This window comes from Mesorhizobium sp. B2-3-15 (assembly GCF_006442875.1).
GTDB lineage: Bacteria > Pseudomonadota > Alphaproteobacteria > Rhizobiales > Rhizobiaceae > Mesorhizobium > Mesorhizobium australicum.
Window position 1 is genome coordinate 204168 of record NZ_VFVO01000001.1, and the last position, 13443, is coordinate 217610.

Here is a 13443-nt window from a genome sequence, read left to right on the forward strand (position 1 = left end):
GCTTGCCGGCACTTGGCTGAGCCGCTGCCATCGGCCGTGCACCCGATAGACCGCAGCTTAGGAGATTTGGCGCGCCCGAAGAGATTCGAACTCCTGACCCCCAGATTCGTAGTCTGGTGCTCTATCCAGCTGAGCTACGGGCGCGCATCAGGCCATGTTTTCGACAGCCCCGCGATCCGGTCCGAAAGACCGGCCGCGAATGTGTGCAGTTCCCTAACGACTGAATTCGCGAAAAGCAAGCCGATCCGGCAAAAGTTTTGTCGCAAGCCTGTCATGCGGCGATGCCGGCGCTCATCCCGGCCATTTGAGCCGCTGTGACCGGCCTGATCCTGGCGATCGGGAACTGTTGGAGAGAGCGACGGGTCCGCAAGGTGGTAATCTTGGGGCAACGGTACGGAAGCCGTCAGGCCGGGCGGCGCAGGCTGCCACGGGCCTGGTCGAGCCGCACCGGCTGGTCGGGGATGGTGACGGCGAATGTGGTGCGCCCGCCGATCGATTCGACCAATTCCACCGTGCCGCCATGCGCCCTGATCAGTTCATGCGCGATCGCCAGGCCAAGACCGGTGCCGCCGCTGCGTGCCGAGCCGCGGAAGGCTGCGAACAGGTTTTCTCGCGCCTTCGGCGGCAGGCCGGGGCCGGTGTCGGTGACGGCGATGCGGCTTACGCTGCCCATGCGCTCGGCCGAGACCGCCAGCCGCCGCACCACGGCGCTTTCGGTATCGGCCGCCATCGCCTGCACCGAGTTGCGGCAAAGATTGGTGAGCACCCGGAAGAGCTGGTCGGAATCGGCATCCACCTCGAAAGCCATCTCGACCGCGTTGATGAACTCGATGCCCTGCTCGATGTCGAGCAGGCCGTGCACGTCCTCGACCAGTTGGCGCAGCCTCACCCTGCGGCGCGACGGCGGCGGCTCCTGCGTGCGGCCGTAATGAAGCACACCCTCCGAATAGGAGACGGCGCGGTCGAGCGCGCGCAGAAGCTTCGGCGCAAAGGCCTGCACGGTCGGATCCTTGACCAGGCGCAGGCGGTCCGACATCAGCTGGGCGGAGGCCAGGATGTTGCGCATGTCGTGGTTGATCTTCGACACGGCGAGACCGAGGTCGGCCAGATGCTTCTGCTCGGCCAGCATCTTTTGCAGCCGCTCCTGCATCTGCGACAGTTCGCGCTCGGCCACTCCGATCTCGTCGGAACGAGCAGCGGGGCGGATGATCCGTCCAGGGTCGTCGGGAGCTTCCGAGAAGGAGAGCATGGAGCGCGTCATGGTACGGATCGGCCCGATCATGATCAGGTCGATCGCGGCATAGACCAGCATGGCCGTGAACAGCGAGATCAATAGCGAGACGAAAGCGACGTTGCGCGAATAGATGAGCATGGCCTTGCGGAGCGAATAGTCCGGCATGATCAGCTCGAACTCCTTGTCGCTGTCGCCGACCGGCCCGAAGACGCGCAGCATCCTGTCGCCGCCGAAAAACAGCGTATCCAGCGCGCCGGTCATGCCCTTGATCATGCCGACGCTGGCGAGATCGATGTGTTCGTCGACCTGCGGCGGCATGTCGGCCACCACCAGAAGCCGCGACACGCCGCCGTCGCGCACCGCGATCGCCTTGGCGCCGATCGCCATCAGCACGTCATTCTGGGCCGTACGCGACAGCGAGGTCGACTCGCCCTGCACCAGCACGATCGACACGGCTGCGGCCGTGCTCAGCCTCTCCTTGAGCCAGCTCAGCCGGTAACTGGCGATCCAGGGCAGGAAGATGAGCACTTCGGCTAGCAGCACGAAAACGATGGTGAGCAGCAGCAGCTTCGTCGACAGACCACGCGACAGCGGTACCGTGCGGACAGCGGCTGACGCCGGTCCGGTCCCTTCCCCTGCTTGGCTGGCTTCGTTCATGCGACTCGATCTTCACAATCACTTGATCAGCCAAGATTAGGCGATTACGGCTTTTTTGCCAATTTCTCCCTTGGTCGGAAAAATAGATGCTCCAAAACAGGTGCGTCTTTAGGGCGCCGACGCCGGATTGACTTCCAAAACCCTTCTTTCTATAAGCCCGCTCACGCTCGGGCCATTCGTCCCGGCGCGGTTTCGATCGCGCCAAAACCGGCCCGGCAAAGCTCCTGTTACAAAGTGACAGAATCAAGAAGGGCCGCACCCCGCGGTATTAAAACAAATGAAGCGTACCTACCAACCGTCCAAACTCGTCCGCAAACGCCGGCACGGCTTCCGTGCCCGCATGGCCACCAAGGGTGGCCGTGGCGTCGTCGCAGCTCGCCGCAACCGCGGCCGCAAGCGGCTCAGCGCCTAAGCGAGACGAGATCGTTGCCCGCAACCGGCAAGCCAGTGGGGCAAAATCCCGAGCGGCTTCTGAAACGCGCGGAATTCCTGGCCGTCCGTCGTGGTGAAAAGCGACGCGGACGGTTTTTCCTCGTCGAGGTCCTCGACCGCGGCGATGGCGGGGGGCCGCGCGTCGGCTACACCGTCACCAAGAAGGTCGGCAATGCCGTTGTGCGCAACCGCGTCAGGCGGCGGCTGAAAGAAGCCGTCCGCGTCCATGCCGCAGATGACATGGTGCCCGGCAATGATTATGTCATCGTCGGGCGCGATGATGCGCTGCGCGCCCCTTTCGGCCAGTTGAAGGCCGAACTCTCCCGCCGACTTCGCGGAACACGATAGGCCAAGGGCTCTCGATGGAAAACAACCGGAACTTCTTCATCACCATCGCCCTGTCGGTGCTGATCCTGGCGGTATGGCAGTACTTCTACGTGCTGCCGCGCAGCGAGGCGCAGCGCGAGGCCGCCAAGATCGAGCAGCAGCGCGTCGAGGAACAGAAGAAGGCGGCCGATGCGGCCAATCCAGGCGCATCGACACCGGCCCCAGGCGCGACCACCCCGGGCGCCATTCCCAACGCGCCCGGCGGTGACGTGGTCACCGTGGCCGGCCGCGATCAGGCGCTGGCGGCATCCAAGCGCGTCAAGATCGACACGCCGAGCCTCGAGGGCTCGATCAATTTGACCGGCGCGCGGCTCGACGACCTCAAGCTCAAGCACTACACCGAGACCGTCGACAAGAATTCACCCGAGATCGAGCTGCTCAACCCGCAGGCGCTGCCCACCGGCTATTTCGCCGAGATCGGCTTTGTCGGCAACGACAAGACCGGCGCGGTGCCGGGTGCGGAGACGGTGTGGAGCGTGGACGGCAATCCGACGCTGACCCCGTCGACGCCGGTGACGCTCACCTACACCAATGACAAGGGCCTGACCTTCAAGCGCACCTTCTCCGTCGACGCAAACTACATGTTCACCGTGTCGGACACGGTGCAGAATTCCGGCTCGAGCGCGGTTTCGCTGTTCAACTATGGCCGTGTCACGCGCTACGACAAGCCGGCCGTCGCCAGCACCTATGTGCTGCATGAAGGCCTGATCGGCTTCACCGGCACGGAAGGCCTGCAGGAGCACAAATACGCGTCGGTCGAGAAGGACAAGCAGTACCAGCCCGGCAAGTCGACCGACGGCTGGCTCGGCATCACCGACAAATATTGGGCCGTCACGCTGGTGCCGACCGAGAAGCAGCCGTTCCAGCCGCGCTATGCGTATTTCGAGGATGGCCGCCACCGTTACCAGTCCGACTTCCTGACCGACCCGATCAATGTCGAGGCCGGCCAGTCGGCGACCGTCGAGACCGAAATCTTCGCCGGCGCCAAGGAAGTCGGCAAGATCAACGCCTATGCCGAAGAGCGCCATATCAAGCGGTTCGACCTTTTGATCGACTGGGGCTGGTTCCACTTCATCACCAAGCCGATGTTCTGGCTGATCGACACGCTCTACAAGTTCCTCGGCAATTTCGGCCTGGCGATCCTGGCCACCACCGTCATCGTGAAGGCCATTTTCTTCCCGCTCGCCAACAAGTCCTACGCGTCGATGGCGAACATGAAGAAGGTGCAGCCCAAGATGCTCGAGATCCGCGAGAAATACGCGGACGACAAGATGAAGCAGCAGCAGGCGATGATGGAGCTGTACAAGACCGAGAAGATCAATCCGCTCGCCGGCTGCTGGCCGGTGGCGCTGCAGATCCCGGTCTTCTTCTCCCTCTACAAGGTGCTCTACATCACCATCGAGATGCGGCACGCGCCGTTCTTCGGCTGGATCCAGGATCTGGCCGCGCCCGATCCGACCTCGATCTTCAACCTGTTCGGGCTGGTTCCGGTCACGCTGCCGCATATGCTGATGATCGGTGTGTGGCCGCTGATCATGGGCGTCACCATGTTCCTGCAGATGCGCATGAACCCGACGCCGCCGGACCCGACGCAAGCCGCGATCTTCACCTGGATGCCGGTCATCTTCACCTTCATGATGGCGGGCTTCCCGGCCGGTCTCGTCATCTACTGGGCCTGGAACAACACGCTGTCGATCCTGCAGCAGGGCGTGATCATGAAGCGCCAGGGCGCCAAGATCGAGCTGTGGGACAATCTGGTGGCGCTGTTCCGCAAGAAACCGTCACCGGCGGAATAGCCGGCGCCTCTTTGGCAAGAGAGCCCGCCCCAGCGACTGAGCCATAAAGTTGGACGGTCTCGGCAAGCAAACAGATTTGACGGCTGGGTCCTGTGTTCTACAGGGCCCAGCCTTTTAGTTTCAGCGATGCGGTGGTCCGGCACGCGATAAAACAGGCACCGAGCCGACATTTCCTGGTCTCGGTCATCGCCGGCAAATCAGCCGACCCGCTGCCGAATTGTTCCGCATGGAACTTATCCTGCGTTCAAGAGTTCGCGCAAAAGGCTTCCTAAGCTCCCGCGTGGAGAGGATCAGGTCGGCGCGCCCATCCAAATTCAAGGCAGTGCAGTAGATCGACCTCATCACATGCTACTTGCAGAGAGGCATTCCGATGAGCAGCAACATTCACCCAAAGACGGCCAAGCCCACCAACAAGGATTTGAAGCAGAATCCCGGAATCGGCGCCTCCAGGGGCACGATCAAGGGAGGCAATCTTCTCGACGAGGACGAGGAACTGGACGGCGAGAACACTTTCAAGGGAGATGTCGATAACGACACCACGCCGCAAGGCGGCGTCAATCCCCGGCAGACCGGGCGAACCAACCAATAAGCCTGCGCGATCTACGTGGGCTGCCGAGGAAGACCGGATGGTCCGAGCCCGGGGTGCCGGGAGAGCGAATGCCACCGAAAACGACTTCGCTCTCGATATGACATCACGTCGATCCGATCAATCGCCTGATTGGAGGCTCTCATGCTGGATTTCGAGCACGCCAGGCATCGGATGGTGGAGGCGCACATCGCGCGCCGTGGAGTGCATGACAGGCGGGTTCTGAATGCGGTACGCCGGGTTGCGCGAGAGCAATTCGTCGACGAGGGTTTAGAGGAATTCGCCTATGAGGACAGCCCGCTGCCGATCGGCAGCGGACAGACGATCTCGCAACCCTTCATCGTGGCGAAAATGGCGGAGATCGCCGAGATCGAGGCGACCGATCGCGTGCTGGAAATCGGCACCGGCTCGGGCTACGCGGCGGCCGTGCTGGCCGAACTTGCTGAACACGTCTTCACCATAGAGCGGCATCGATCGCTCGCGCAGCAGGCGGAGCGGCGGCTCAATGCCGCCGGTTATCAAAATATCGAGGTCAGGGTCGGCGACGGCACGAAGGGCTGGCAGGAAAAGGCGCCCTTTGACGCCATCGTCGTCGCGGCCGCCGGAACGTCCATCCCCCTCGGCTTGCAGGAGCAGTTGGAGATCGGCGGCAGGCTGATCATCCCGGTCGGTGAAGACCTCTACTCCCAGCGGCTCGTTCGCGTCACGCGGATCGCTGCAAACAAGTTCGAGGAGGAGGATCTCGGTGGTGTCATGTTCGTACCGCTGATCGGCGAGCATGGCTGGCACGACGAAAACGCGTCGGTGCGCGAGGCGCGCGCTCCTCCATTGCCGCAGCAAATTGCGCGGGCGGCTGAAGATTTGCCGCAGATCGACGATCCGGCCTTCGGCGCGATGTTCGATCGGTTCGGCAGCCGGCGCGTCGTCCTGCTCGGGGAGGCGAGCCACGGCACTTCGGAATTTTATCGTGCCCGTGCGGCTGTCACCCGACGCCTCCTCCAGCGACACGGCTTCACCATCGTGGCCGTCGAGGCGGATTGGCCGGATGCGGCGCAGATCAACCGGTATGTTCGCGGAGGGGAGCGGCGGTCGGATGCGCAGCCGCTCTTCCAGCGCTTCCCGACCTGGATGTGGCGCAACGCCGAGGTGTCCGAATTCATCGGCTGGCTGCATGAATACAACCGGGATGTGCCCGGTCATGCGCGGAAAGCAGGCTTCTATGGGCTCGATCTCTACAATATGAGCGGCTCGATCGCCACGGTGCTTGCCTATCTGGACAAGGTCGATCCCGAAGCGGCCGCCGTCGCGCGCGAGCGCTATGGCTGTCTGATGCCCTGGCAGAACGAGCCCAGCACCTACGGACGCGCGGCGCTGCGGCCGGGCTACAGAACCTGCGAAGAGGCCGTTGTGCGACAGTGCATGGATCTGTTCGAGCGATCCATGATGGAGGGCGACGGCGATCTCCTCGACGCCAAGCAGAGTGCACGTCTGGTCGCATCGGCCGAGCGCTACTACCGCGTGATGTATTATGGTGGCGCCGAGACCTGGAACCTCCGCGATCGGCACATGTTTGAAACGCTCGATCAACTTCTCGAAGCGCATGGGCCGAAGTCGAAGGCCGTGGTGTGGGCGCATAACTCGCATATCGGGGACGCGCGGCATACCGACATGGGCACTGTCCGTGACGAGTTGAACATCGGCCAGCTCTGCCGGGAGCGCTTCGGTGCCCAGACGGCGCTGATCGGCTTCGGGACGGATACCGGTACCGTCGCCTGTGCCTCGGATTGGGACCGTGAGATGGAGGTAAAGGACGTAAATCCGTCGCTGCCGGGCAGCTTCGAGCGGCTGTGTCACGAGAGCGGCAAACCGTCGTTCCTGCTGGATTTTGAGCGCCATGGCGAGCTCGGCGCCGACCTGGCGGCGCCGAGGCCGGAACGCTATATCGGCGTCATCTACAGGCCGGAGACTGAACGGCTCAGCCATTACATGGACTCGTCCGTCTCCCGCCAGTTCGACGCCTTCGTCTGGTTCGATCGAACGTCCGCGGTCACGCCGCTCAGCAAGCCGGCCGGCAGCATCGGCAAGGTACCGGATACATTTCCCTTCGGTATCTGAATGTCCGGGACTCACTTCCAGCGCCTGACGGGTCGGCCTGTCCGCAATCGCGCGGCCTGTCGAAAAAGCCCGGTTCGTCCAGGTATTTCTTTGAGCAGGGCTCCGTTCACGTTCCCGTGATCGGCGAAACTGCGAGCACTCGCGCGGCGTGACTGCCTGTGCGTTTCCAAAGGCTATCAATTCCGATCAGCCCTCACCCGGAGGAAGACCACATGCGCTTGCCCACATTCAGGACCATCGCCGTATCAGCCCTTGTCGCCGGCATGGCGATTGCCGCCCCAGCCCACGCCAAGAACCCGAATGTCGGCGGCGCGCCGATGTACGCCACCAAGAACATCGTGCAGAACGCGGTCAAGTCGAAGGATCACACGACGCTGGTCGCCGCCGTCAAGGCCGCCGGCCTGGTCGACACGTTGCAAAGCGCGGGTCCGTTCACCGTGTTTGCTCCGACCAACGAGGCTTTCGCCGCACTGCCGGCCGGCACCGTCGATACGCTGCTCAAGCCCGAGAACAAGGACAAGCTCACCAAGGTGCTGACCGCGCATGTCGTGGCTGGCAAGATTTCAGGTGCCGAGATGATGAAGAAGGCCAAGGCGATGGGCGGCAAATACGAGATGAGGGCCGTCTCGGGCGACACGCTCACGGCCGAGATCAAGAAAGGCAAGCTCTACATCATGGACGAGTCCGGAGGCGAGGCGAAGGTGACGATCGCCGACGTCAACCAGTCGAACGGCGTCATTCACGTCGTCAACAAGGTGCTGTTGCCGAAGTAACGGCTTCCGGCGAAAGGGGGCGTTGGCAGGCCGTTGGGGCTTTCTCGGTCCGCCATCCCCGCCTCGTGACGAGGTGCCATGTTTCTTGGGAAGCCGTATCGGCGAGGCCGGGGTCCTGTCGTCCCTCACAGGACCCCGGTTTCTTTTTGCGTCCTGTGAGGGCGAATGGGCGTCAGCGGCGCTCAACTTCCGACCGCTTCCACCGCCTCACTCCATGACGGCGCTGTGGTCGATCTTGGCCGGCGTTCCCGGTTTGCGCAGCAGGAGCACCAGCGGGATGGCGGCCAGCGACAGGAGCATCATCAGCTTGAAGTCGTTCATGTAGCTGATAACGGTCGCCTGCAGCGTCACCACGCCGTCGAGCGCGGCGCGGCCGGCGGCGGTGTAGGGGTTCATCGCCTGGAAGATCGCCGGATCGTTGAACGCCTGGTTGAAGGGCGTCACATAGGTGGCGATGCTGGCGTGGTTGATCTGCACATTCTGCGTCAGGAGCGCGGTGACCACCGATATGCCGACACTGGAGCCTATGTTGCGCGACAGATTGTAGAGGCCGGTGCCTTCCGCGCGCCGCTCCGGCGCCAGCGTGGCGAAGGTTATGGTGGTCAGCGGCACGAACAGGAAGCCGAGCCCCGCCCCCTGGATGAACCCGGTGGAGATGATGGTCCATTGCGAAACGTCGGGCGTCCAGCCGGTCATGTCGTACATCGCCCAGGCGGTGATCAGCAGGCCGATGAGCAGCAGCCAGCGCGTGTCGACCTTGCCGATCAGCCGGCCGACCAGGAACATGCAGGCCATCGTGCCAAGCCCGCGCGGCCCCATGACGATGCCGGCCGTCACCACGGGGTAACCCATCAGCGTCTGCAGATAGGGCGTCATCAGCGCCAGCGAGGCCAAGTAGGTGATGCCGATGATGAAGATGAAGATCATGCCGACGGCGAAATTCCGGTCCAGGAACAGCCTCGGATTGACGAAGGTGTTGCGGGCGGTGAAGGTGTGGACGAGGAAGATGTAGAAGGCCGATGCGCAGATCACCGCCTCGACGATGATCTCGGATGACGAGAACCAGTTGAGCTGCTCGCCGCGATCGAGAAACATCTGCAAGGCGGCGATAGTGATGCTGAGCATGCCGAAACCCAGCCAATCCAGCCTCGCCTTGAAGTCCAGCTTGGTTTCCAGGACGTACAGCGACACGCCGGCGAAGGCCAAGGCGCCGATCGGCACGTTGATGTAGAACACCCAGCGCCAGCTGACATTTTCGGTCAGCCAGCCGCCGATGACCGGTCCCAGCACCGGCCCGACCATCACCGAAATGCCGAACAGCGCCATGGCGGAGCCGCGCTCTTCCACACTGTAGATGTCAAGCAGGATACTCTGCGAGAGCGGCACCAGGGCCGCGCCGAACAGGCCTTGCAGCAGGCGAAAGCCGACGATTTGCGGCAGCGACTGCGCGAAGCCGCACAGCACCGAGGCGACGACGAAGCCGGTGATCGAGGTCAGGAGGATGCGCTTGCGGCCGAAGCGGTTGGCGAGATAGCCCGAGGGCGGCGTCATCACCGCCGCCGCCACGATGTAGGAGGTCAGAACCCAGTTGATCTGGTCGGCGCTGGCCGAGACGCTGCCCTGGATGTAGGGCAGCGCGACATTGGCGATGGTGGTGTCCAGCGCCTGCATGATGACGGCCAGGATCACGCAGGCGGTGATAGCGCCGCGATTGGCGACCACCGGCGTGGCAGCTGTCGCGGACGCGCTGGTCATGACTTTTGTCCGAACAGGCCGATGAGATTGGTGACGAAGTCCGGCAGGCCGCGTGCATGGCCCGTCTCGACGTCGACCACCGCGCTCATGCCGCCGCGCAACGGCGGCTTGCCGTCGATACCATCGATCGTCACGCGCATCGGGATGCGCTGCACGACCTTGACCCAATTGCCGGTGGTGTTCTGCGCCGGCAGCAGCGAGAAGCTCGACGAAGAGGCGGGGCTGATCGAGGCAACGGTGCCGTGCCACACGGCGCCCGGATAGGTGTCGACGCTGATCGTCGCCGTCTGCCCCGGCCTGACATAGGTCAGCTCGGTTTCCTTCGGCTCGGCCGCGATCCACAGGTCGGTCGACGAGACCAGGCTGAACGCCGGCTGCGAAGCCGGCAGGTACTTGCCGACCTGCAGTGCGTCGACATTGGTGACGATGCCGTCGAACGGCGCCTTGACCACGGAATCGCCGAGGTTGCGCTTCGCATCGTCGACGCCCGACTTGGCCTGCAGGTAGAAGGGGTTCTTCTCCACCGGCTGGTTGGCGTCGCCGCCGAGCTGGGCCAGCGTGGCCTGCGCCTGCGCCTTGGCGACGGACACTTTCTGGCGCGCGGCGACGAGGTCGTGCTGGGCGCTGTCGAAAGACGCCTTCGAGGCGGTGGAGGTCTTGAGCAGATCCTGCTGCCGCTGGAAGGCGGCCTCATAATAGGGGATGTCGGCTTGCGCCTGCTCGATCTGCGACAGCGACTGCTGGTAGCTCGCCTCCAGGGTCAGCACCTGGTTGCGCACGGTGCCGAGCTGGGCCTGGGCGGCGGCGAGAGCGGTCTCGAAGGAGGCCGGACGCAGGCGAAACAGCACGTCGCCCTTCTTCACGGCCTGGTTCTCATGCACGTCGATCTCCTGCACCGTGCCGGAGACGTCAGTGGAGACGCCGAGCGACTGGGCCTGGATATAGGCATTGTCGGTCGTCATGATCTGGCCGCCGGTGACGTAGTAATAGCCACCGACGACGAGCGCGACCGGAAGCAGGGCAAAAAGGACCGGCCGTGTCAGGCTGCGCTTCGGTTTGGCCGGAACAGGAGGGGCGACGGCGGCGGGGGCCTGCCGTGGCTGCGGCTCCTTGGCCGGAGCCTCGAGTGCCGCAGGCTCCAGGGCGGCCGGCGTTTCCAGCTCGTCATTGTCGATGACGACGTTGGCCCGCCGCTGCTCCCGCTCATTGTCGAGCTGGATGATCTGGTCGCTTCGACCCGATGGCGTCTCGTCTCCAGCGGGCTTTTTGGGATATGTTGATTCAGCCATGTATTTTCTCCCGGTCGACGGCCGGCTGGGTGCAAGCCGCGAGCAGATTGGATTTGATCAAGCTTAGGGTTTGCAGCAGACGCTGCTGTGTCTCAGGCGAAAGGCCGGCGAAGGCCTCGTCTCGAGTTTTCTGGCCGTTGCCGCGCATGATCTCGAGCAGCGGACGGGCCTGCGGCTTCAGGTAAAGCAGCCAAGCCCTGCGGTCGGCGGGATCGGGCCGGCGCTCGATAAAGCCGCGCGCCTCCATCTTGTCGAGCAGCCGGGCGAGCGTGATCGGCACGATCTCGATAAGGTCGGCGAGCTTGTTCTGGTGGATGCCCTCATGCAGTGAAAGGTACGCCAGCACCTGCCACTGGGCGCGGGTCAGCCCCGAAGCGCGCGACCGCTGCTCGAACCGCTTGCGAAGCAGGCGCGCAACGTCGTGCAGCACGAAGCTGATATTGGGGGAAGAGGGCATGGCAGGAGATCGGGATCGATGGACAATTTTTCGTGAGCATGCTTATTATCATCATGCACATAATCCCGCTGGACGCGCCGCGCAAGACCGATTAAGCCTCGGGCAGGAAAAAACGCATGGTCCACGGCACCGCAAAGGCCGCCTGGCGATGTGGATTTGCCGGCAAGGATTTGGCGATGAATTGGATTGGGATCGCGGCCGTCACGGCTCTCATTGGGTGCCCCGGCGCCGCGGCTGCCAAGGATGCGGTCAGTTGTGGCGGCGCCGCCATGCTGGGCGGCGCACAGCTCAATTGCAGCCACGTCGAATCCAAGGCGCCGCCGCAGTTCTGCACGTTTAGCTGGGATCTACACACGATGGCGGGCGATCAAAAAGTCGTCGAAGGCAGCTTCATGCTGCCGCCCGGAGCGTCGAACGTGCAGGTGTATCAGGGCAGTGGGTTCGACAGCGCGCTGTCCAATCCGATCGTGATCTGCCGCGGCGACAAATGAGCATGGCGAGCAAGGAAGGCTCGCTCGTCAGCCGATTGGTGCTATAGGGCGGATCACGTTATTTTGACCAGGCGCGCGGATTGCGGATCGGCGTGGCTATCAATTCCTGGACGGACTTCGACATGGACGGACCCAACCCCGGCATCAAGCACCCGATCCCGATGCACACACGCGTCGGCTTCCTGAAGCCTCTGGTGACAGTGCCGAATATCGAGATCGGCGACTTCACCTATTATGACGACCCCGACGGGCCGGACAAGTTCGCCGAAAAATGCGTGCTGCATCACTATCCCTTCATCGGCGACAAGCTCATCATCGGCAAGTTCTGCGCCATAGCCGAAGGCGCGCGCTTCATCATGAATGGCGCCAACCACGCGATGTCCGGCTTTTCAACCTATCCGTTCAACATCTTCGGTCATGGCTGGGAAAACGGTTTTGACCCAGCCACGTGGTCGAAGGAAGTGCGCGGCGACACAATGGTCGGCAGCGATGTCTGGATCGGCATGGAGGCTGTGATCCTGCCCGGCGTGGAAATCGGGCATGGCGCCATCGTCGCCGCCAAATCGGTGGTGACGCACGATGTGCCGCCCTATGCGATCGTCGCCGGCAACGCCGCGAAAGTGGTCAAGATGCGTTTCGACGACAGGACGGTCCGGCGGCTGCTGGCGGTGGCATGGTGGGATTGGCCGGTGGACAAGATCGGCCGCAACCTCGACGCCATCAGGGGCGCCGATATTTCTCTTCTGGAGGCAGCAGCTTGAACGTTCCCAACAGCACCGCGATCGGCACCGACCTGTTCACGCGCGGGTGGATCTTCATCCGCGGCGTGCCGGCCATGAAGTTCCTGCCGCCGGAAGGGCCGCCCGAGATCGCCTTCGCCGGCCGCTCCAATGTCGGCAAGTCGTCGCTGATCAATGCGCTGGTCAACCAGAAGGGCCTGGCGCGCACCTCCAATACGCCAGGGCGCACGCAGGAGCTCAACTATTTCGTGCCGGATGGATTTTCGGGCGAGGGCACCGACCTGCCGCCAATGGCGCTGGTCGACATGCCGGGCTACGGCTATGCCACCGCGCCCAAGGAGAAGGTGGACGAGTGGACCAAGCTGGTCTTCGACTATCTCAAGGGCCGGGTCACGCTGAAGCGGGTCTATGTGCTGATCGATGCCCGCCACGGCATCAAGGCCAAGGACGACGGAGTGCTGTCGCTGCTCGATAAGGCGGCGGTGTCCTACCAGATCGTGCTGACCAAGACCGACAAGATCAAGGCCGCCGGCGTGCCGCGGCTGATCGAGGAGACGCTAGCCAAGATCAAGAAGCGTCCCGCGGCGTTCCCGTTCGTGCTGGCGACGTCATCGGAAAAAGGCGAAGGCCTGGAGGAATTGCAGGCCGCGATCGTGCTCGCCGCCAATGGCGGGTAAAAAGCTGGGATAGGTCGGCCATCAGAACGGGCAGCTCTATCTCCCTGTTTTCTC

General features: G+C 63.3%; 13 protein-coding genes and 1 tRNA gene. 9 read left to right on the top strand and 5 right to left on the bottom strand.

The genetic code is table 11. The annotated features are described in order from the left end of the window. Positions 1-67: 67 nt before the first annotated feature. Positions 68-144 (bottom strand) — tRNA-Arg (locus tag FJ954_RS00955). A 259-nt stretch (positions 145-403) separates the two neighbouring features. Then, positions 404-1891: a HAMP domain-containing sensor histidine kinase gene (locus FJ954_RS00960; protein ID WP_140660125.1), complete on the bottom strand. Its 1488-nt coding sequence runs from the start codon at positions 1889-1891 to the stop codon at positions 404-406. 277 nt (positions 1892-2168) lie between these two features. Between FJ954_RS00960 and rpmH the strand changes: the two genes are divergently transcribed. The 6 genes from rpmH to FJ954_RS00990 all read left to right on the top strand — a co-directional run bounded on the left by rpmH (position 2169) and on the right by FJ954_RS00990 (position 7980). Beyond that, positions 2169-2303: a 50S ribosomal protein L34 gene (gene rpmH / locus FJ954_RS00965; protein WP_008833937.1), complete on the top strand. Its 135-nt coding sequence runs from the start codon at positions 2169-2171 to the stop codon at positions 2301-2303. 14 nt (positions 2304-2317) lie between these two features. After that, entirely contained in the window at positions 2318-2671 is a 354-nt protein-coding gene (gene rnpA / locus FJ954_RS00970; protein ID WP_140660126.1) for a ribonuclease P protein component, read from the top strand. Positions 2672-2685: 14 nt separating this feature from the next. Continuing rightward, positions 2686-4506, top strand: a complete 1821-nt coding sequence (gene yidC / locus FJ954_RS00975) for a membrane protein insertase YidC (protein ID WP_015314391.1) — start codon at positions 2686-2688, stop codon at positions 4504-4506. 370 nt (positions 4507-4876) lie between these two features. Further along, positions 4877-5095, top strand: a complete 219-nt coding sequence (locus tag FJ954_RS00980) for a hypothetical protein (protein ID WP_015314392.1) — start codon at positions 4877-4879, stop codon at positions 5093-5095. 141 nt (positions 5096-5236) lie between these two features. Beyond that, on the top strand, positions 5237-7207 hold the full coding sequence (locus FJ954_RS00985) for a protein-L-isoaspartate(D-aspartate) O-methyltransferase (RefSeq protein ID WP_140660127.1): 1971 nt from the start codon (positions 5237-5239) through the stop codon (positions 7205-7207). 212 nt (positions 7208-7419) lie between these two features. Then, positions 7420-7980 (top strand): fasciclin domain-containing protein, encoded by a 561-nt coding sequence (locus FJ954_RS00990; protein WP_140615178.1) that lies wholly within the window; start codon positions 7420-7422, stop codon positions 7978-7980. Positions 7981-8187: 207 nt separating this feature from the next. Here FJ954_RS00990 and FJ954_RS00995 read toward each other — a convergent pair whose 3' ends face one another. Genes FJ954_RS00995 through FJ954_RS01005 form a run of 3 tightly spaced genes read right to left on the bottom strand, consistent with a single transcriptional unit; the run spans position 8188 to position 11481 of the window. Continuing rightward, the gene (locus tag FJ954_RS00995; protein WP_140660128.1) at positions 8188-9735 is read right to left on the bottom strand and encodes a DHA2 family efflux MFS transporter permease subunit; all 1548 of its coding nucleotides are present in this window, start codon (positions 9733-9735) and stop codon (positions 8188-8190) included. Then, positions 9732-11024 (bottom strand): HlyD family secretion protein, encoded by a 1293-nt coding sequence (locus FJ954_RS01000; protein WP_140660129.1) that lies wholly within the window; start codon positions 11022-11024, stop codon positions 9732-9734. Before FJ954_RS01000 ends, FJ954_RS00995 begins: the two co-directional genes overlap by 4 nt. Next, on the bottom strand, positions 11017-11481 hold the full coding sequence (locus tag FJ954_RS01005) for a MarR family transcriptional regulator (protein WP_140660130.1): 465 nt from the start codon (positions 11479-11481) through the stop codon (positions 11017-11019). The genes FJ954_RS01000 and FJ954_RS01005 overlap by 8 nt, the downstream gene beginning before the upstream one ends. A 116-nt stretch (positions 11482-11597) precedes the next feature. Here FJ954_RS01005 and FJ954_RS01010 point away from each other — a divergent pair, with 116 nt between their 5' ends. From FJ954_RS01010 to yihA, 3 genes are all read left to right on the top strand, one after another. Further along, a complete protein-coding gene (locus FJ954_RS01010; RefSeq protein ID WP_224622863.1) occupies positions 11598-11972 on the top strand; it encodes a hypothetical protein in 375 nt (124 codons plus the stop codon). 122 nt (positions 11973-12094) lie between these two features. Next, positions 12095-12733, top strand: coding sequence for a CatB-related O-acetyltransferase (locus tag FJ954_RS01015; RefSeq protein ID WP_181173996.1), 639 nt, complete (start codon positions 12095-12097; stop codon positions 12731-12733). Next, positions 12730-13389 carry a ribosome biogenesis GTP-binding protein YihA/YsxC gene (gene yihA / locus FJ954_RS01020; protein ID WP_140660131.1) on the top strand — a complete coding sequence of 220 codons (660 nt, stop codon included), beginning with the start codon at positions 12730-12732 and terminating at the stop codon, positions 13387-13389. Before FJ954_RS01015 ends, yihA begins: the two co-directional genes overlap by 4 nt. Positions 13390-13443: the final 54 nt, after the last annotated feature.